Below are 4,058 nucleotides of genomic sequence, written 5' to 3' on the forward strand. Positions count from 1 at the left end.
CCACGACGCCGTCGTCGAGGTCAACGCCCACTGCCGACAGGCCGAGATGTGCGCCGCCGGCTGTGGCGAGTCGCTGCTGGCCGACCCCGACCGGCTCGCGGCGTTCGTCGCGGCCGCCGCCGAGACGGGCGCGACCGTCTCGGTCAAACTCGGGCGGAGGTCGAGGGGGTCGACCTGCCGGCGGTCGCCGAACGGGCCGACGCCGCGGGGGCTTCCTTCCTCCACGTCGACGCGATGGATTCGGAGTCGGTGATCGAACCGGTCGCTCGCCGGACCGACGCGGCCGTGATAGCGAACAACGGCGTCAGGGACTGCGAGACGGTCCGGGAGTACGTCGACTACGGTGCCGACGCGGTCAGCGTCGGGCGGCCCTCCGACGACCCCGACGTGCTCGAAGCGGTCCGTGCGGCCGCCGTCGAGGCCTCCCGGGAGGGGGTCGCGTGAGGTCCATCACCGACGATGCCCAGTTGGCGCTGTTGCTCGAAGTGACGGGCACGCCGAAACCGGGCAACGTCGACCGGGAGCACGAGTACGAGGACCTGCGGTTCGAGCACTTCGCGGCCGGCGCTGTCAGCGCCCGCGAGGGCCTGTCGCTCGCGGCCGACCCGGACGGCCCCGGCGTCGGCGCGGCCTTCGAGACGGCTATCGAGGGGATGAGCGGCCAGCGCGGCGGCAACACCCAGTTCGGCGCGCTGTTGCTCCTCGTCCCCCTCGTCCGGGCTGTCGCTCGGGGTGACCGCTCCCCGGCAGGGGTCGAGGCCGTCGTCGCCGAGACGACAGTCGCGGACGCGCGGGGTTCTATCGGGCGTTCGACCACGTCGCGTCTCCGTCGCCGACCCGCCCGCCGAGATGGACGGCCTCGCGTCCGCCGGGGCAGCGGGGCCGTCCCGGCGCTCGAAGCGCAGGGGCTCACGCTCGCGGACGTGATGGAACAGTCGGCCGACCGCGACGGCGTCGCCCGCGAGTGGACCACTGGCTTCGAGCGGTCGTTCCCGGCCGCGGACCGCATCGCCGAACTCGACGGGCCGGTCGCCGACCGCGCGGCACGGGTCTTTCTGGAGTTGCTGGCCGCGGAACCCGACACCTTCGTCGTCATCAACCACGACGAGGCGACGGCCGAGGCCGTCCGTCAGCGCGCGGCGGCGGCGCTCGACGGCGACGCGACCCGGACGCGATGGCCGCGGAGTTCGTCGAGCGCGGTATCAACCCCGGGACGACCGCCGACATCACCGCCGCGGCGCTGTTCCTCGCGCTCCGGGGAGGGGTCGAGGTGTGAGCGACGCCGACTGGCCCGTGCCCCTCGCGGGCGTCACCGAGTCCATCGTGACGACGCTGGGGCCCAACGACCGCTGGAACGTCGCGGCGCTGGGACTCCACGCCGGCGACCCCGTGACGGCGACGACGTGGGGCCGGACCCGGACGTGGCGGAACTTCCGGGAGCGCGGGGGCGGCCACGTCCAGTTCTCGCCCGACCCCGTCGACTTCGCCGAGGCGGCGATGACCGTCCGCGAGACAGACGACCCGATTCTCGACAGCGCCGACGCGTGGGTCGAGGTGTCCGTCGACCGAATCGGGGCGGGCGAGGACGGCGGGACCCAGTGGGTCGAGTGGGCGCTACATCCCGTCGAGAGCGCGGTCGAACGGACCGGCGTCCGGACGACGAACCGGGCGTACTACGCCGTCGTCGAGGCGACGGTGGCGGCCTCGCGGTTGGGCGTCGACGCCTACGACCAGACCGCTCTGCGGGAGCGACTGGCATTCTTCGAGGGCGTCGTCGAGAAGTGCGGGGGCGACCGCCACCGCGAGGCGATGGCCGTCGTCGCGGACAACGCGGAGTGGTAGCGCTCGGGCCGGACGCTTCGAATGCTTTTTGAAGCCCGTCCGGCTACGTGGGGTCACATGGCGATCAAACCGGCCTACGTCAAGAAGACGGCAACGATCCTGATGGAGAAGTATCCCGACGCCTTCACAGACGACTTCGAGCACAACAAGGAAGTCGTGATGGAGGTCACGGACATCGAGTCCAAGGGCGTCCGCAACCGCATCGCGGGCTACGTGGCGCGCAAGCGCGCCGCCCCCGTCGAAGCCTAGTCCCGTTCGACAGCGTCACGGTATATCTCTGCGATCGATTCGTTCTCGCTGGTATCGCGGACCCGCCGCCGCACGGTTCCGTCCCGCATCACGGTGAGTCGGTCGACCACCGGTCCGATCTCCTCGATCCGGTGGCTCGACAGCACGACGGCGTTGCCGGACTCGGCGTAGTCGTCCAGAAACCCGAGCAGGCTCCCCGTCGACACGTCGTCTAAGTCCGCCAGCGGTTCGTCCAGCAGGACGTAGGTCGGCCGTTTGAGCAGCGCCAGCGCCAGATCGAGTTGCTTGGCGAACCCGCCCGAGAGGTCCCCCGCCCGGCGGGTCCACATCTGCTCCAGTTCGAAGACGTCGACCACCCGGTCGACCCACGCCTCGCCGGGCGTGCCCGAGAGGCGACCGAAGGTGTCGACGTTCTCGGCGACGGTCAGCGAGTCGTAGAACGCCGGTTCCTGAAACCCCGCGCCGACCAGCGACCGCGCCGGCCGCGTGACGGTTCCCGAGTCCGGGCGCGTGAGGCCAAGCAGGATACGAAACAGCGTCGACTTCCCCGACCCGTTCGGGCCGGCGAGACAGTGGACCTCGCCGGTGGCGAGCGACACCGACACGCCGTCGAGTGCCCGCACGTCGGCGTAGGACTTGGTGAGGTCCTCGGCACCGAACTCGGCCATCAGTCGCCCCTCCTGTATGCGATTATCGACCCCTCCAGCGCCGCCAGCGACGCGACGGCCGACCCGGCGACGATGGCGACGTAGTCGGCGTACGTCGACAACGGGACCGACCGGAGCATCTCGCCCCGTAGGACGATCATCGCGTAGTGGACCGGCATCGCCCGGACTATCTGTCGCCTGATGGGCGAGAAAAAGCCCGCGGGGTAGATGAGGCCCCCGACCGCCACCAACCCGAACAGGAGGATGACGGCGAGGAACCGACCGGTGACGTCGAAGCGCGTCACCAGCATCAGCGCCATACTGATCGACGAGAGCGTGACGAACGTCAGCAGGACGATCAGGACGACGCCCGCCGAGGCGGCCGGGATGGCGTACTCTAACTGCCAGATGAAGACGCCGAAGACGCCGATAGGGACGAGCATCACCGCCGAGAAAAAGAGCAGTTTGGACGCGACCAGCGCCTCCAGCGAGGACTCCATCCGGACGCGTTCGATGGCGCTGGCCTCGGCGGCGAGGTTGTACGGGACGTACGCCAGCGAGAACAACAGCGTCACGCCCATCAGGAGGATAGGGACGAGGTACTCCGCGAGGGTGTGCTCGCCGCCGACGACGGTCCGGTCGACGCTGACCGACCCCGGGACGGACTGGCTCAACCGGACGTTCAACAGCCCCACCATCGCCTCGGAGGGCTTGTCGAACAGGACCATACTCCCGTCGACGGTGAGGTTGACGGTGCTGTCCCGGGACTCGTTCAATAGCCCCGGCGGCACCTCGACGACGGCGTACACCGACTCGCGCTTGAGGTCGTCCATCGCCCGCTGCTCGGAGTCGTACCGGACCGGGTCGGCGAACAGCGACGCCGCGGCGTCGACCACCTCCAGTTCGTTCTCGGTGACCTCGTCGTTTGCCGGCGTGACCGCGACCGGCGCGTCCTGCGGGATGACCGACTGGAAGGCGACGCTCGTGTACGCCGCGGTGCCGGGGACGAGCAGCAACAGGACGACGAGCGCGGCGACGTTGTGCTTGCTCCAGGAGAGTTCCTTCCGGAGCAGCGCACGGAGGCTCACGGCACACCTCCCGCTTCTGGGGGCGCACGCGAGCCGAGCCTCGCCGGCACCGCCGCCTCTCCCGCGGCCAGTTGTGCGACGAGCGCGCCGACGGCGTCCGGCGGGGCGGTCGCCCGGACCGACACGACGCGGCCCGACCGGGAGACGGCCGTCGCGTCCAGCACGACCGAACGCCCTCGTCGTCGAAGCTCCCGCGGAGGAGGGAAAGGACCGTCCCGGCCGTCGCGTTGCC

5 protein-coding genes and 2 pseudogenes are annotated in these 4,058 nt (G+C 70.5%); 4 read left to right on the forward strand and 3 right to left on the reverse strand.

Annotated features, from left to right (window positions below; all coding sequences use genetic code 11):
* From GJ629_RS17315 to GJ629_RS14875, 4 genes and pseudogenes are all read left to right on the forward strand, one after another.
* Positions 1-444 (forward strand): annotated as a pseudogene (locus GJ629_RS17315) (tRNA-dihydrouridine synthase); the annotation flags it as partial.
* A gap of 41 nt (positions 445-485) precedes the next feature.
* Positions 486-1,276: pseudogene (locus GJ629_RS14865) on the forward strand (triphosphoribosyl-dephospho-CoA synthase).
* Positions 1,273-1,842: a DUF447 domain-containing protein gene (locus GJ629_RS14870; protein WP_370515928.1), complete on the forward strand. Its 570-nt coding sequence runs from the start codon at positions 1,273-1,275 to the stop codon at positions 1,840-1,842. Before GJ629_RS14865 ends, GJ629_RS14870 begins: the two are co-directional and overlap by 4 nt.
* Before the next feature lie 57 nt (positions 1,843-1,899).
* A complete protein-coding gene (locus tag GJ629_RS14875) occupies positions 1,900-2,091 on the forward strand; it encodes a 30S ribosomal protein S17e (RefSeq protein WP_157513717.1) in 192 nt (63 codons plus the stop codon).
* Here the strand turns inward: GJ629_RS14875 and GJ629_RS14880 are convergent.
* The 3 genes from GJ629_RS14880 to GJ629_RS14890 form a co-directional block, all read right to left on the reverse strand.
* A complete protein-coding gene (locus GJ629_RS14880) occupies positions 2,088-2,759 on the reverse strand; it encodes an ABC transporter ATP-binding protein (RefSeq protein WP_157513718.1) in 672 nt (223 codons plus the stop codon). The two genes, GJ629_RS14875 and GJ629_RS14880, sit on opposite strands and share 4 nt — an antisense overlap.
* A complete protein-coding gene (locus tag GJ629_RS14885) occupies positions 2,759-3,826 on the reverse strand; it encodes an ABC transporter permease (protein WP_157513719.1) in 1,068 nt (355 codons plus the stop codon). Before GJ629_RS14885 ends, GJ629_RS14880 begins: the two co-directional genes overlap by 1 nt.
* Positions 3,823-4,058: hypothetical protein (locus tag GJ629_RS14890; protein WP_231754658.1), on the reverse strand; the 236-nt coding region annotated here is incomplete at its 5' end. The genes GJ629_RS14890 and GJ629_RS14885, both read right to left, overlap by 4 nt.

It is taken from the genome of Halapricum sp. CBA1109 (assembly GCF_009741825.1).
Lineage (GTDB): Archaea > Halobacteriota > Halobacteria > Halobacteriales > Haloarculaceae > Halapricum.

Coding starts and splice junctions, on each gene's coding strand:
- GJ629_RS14875 (WP_157513717.1), top strand. CDS start 1,900: ATGGCGATCAAACCGGCCTACGTCAAGAAGACGGCAACGATCCTGATG.
- GJ629_RS14880 (WP_157513718.1), bottom strand. CDS start 2,759: ATGGCCGAGTTCGGTGCCGAGGACCTCACCAAGTCCTACGCCGACGTG.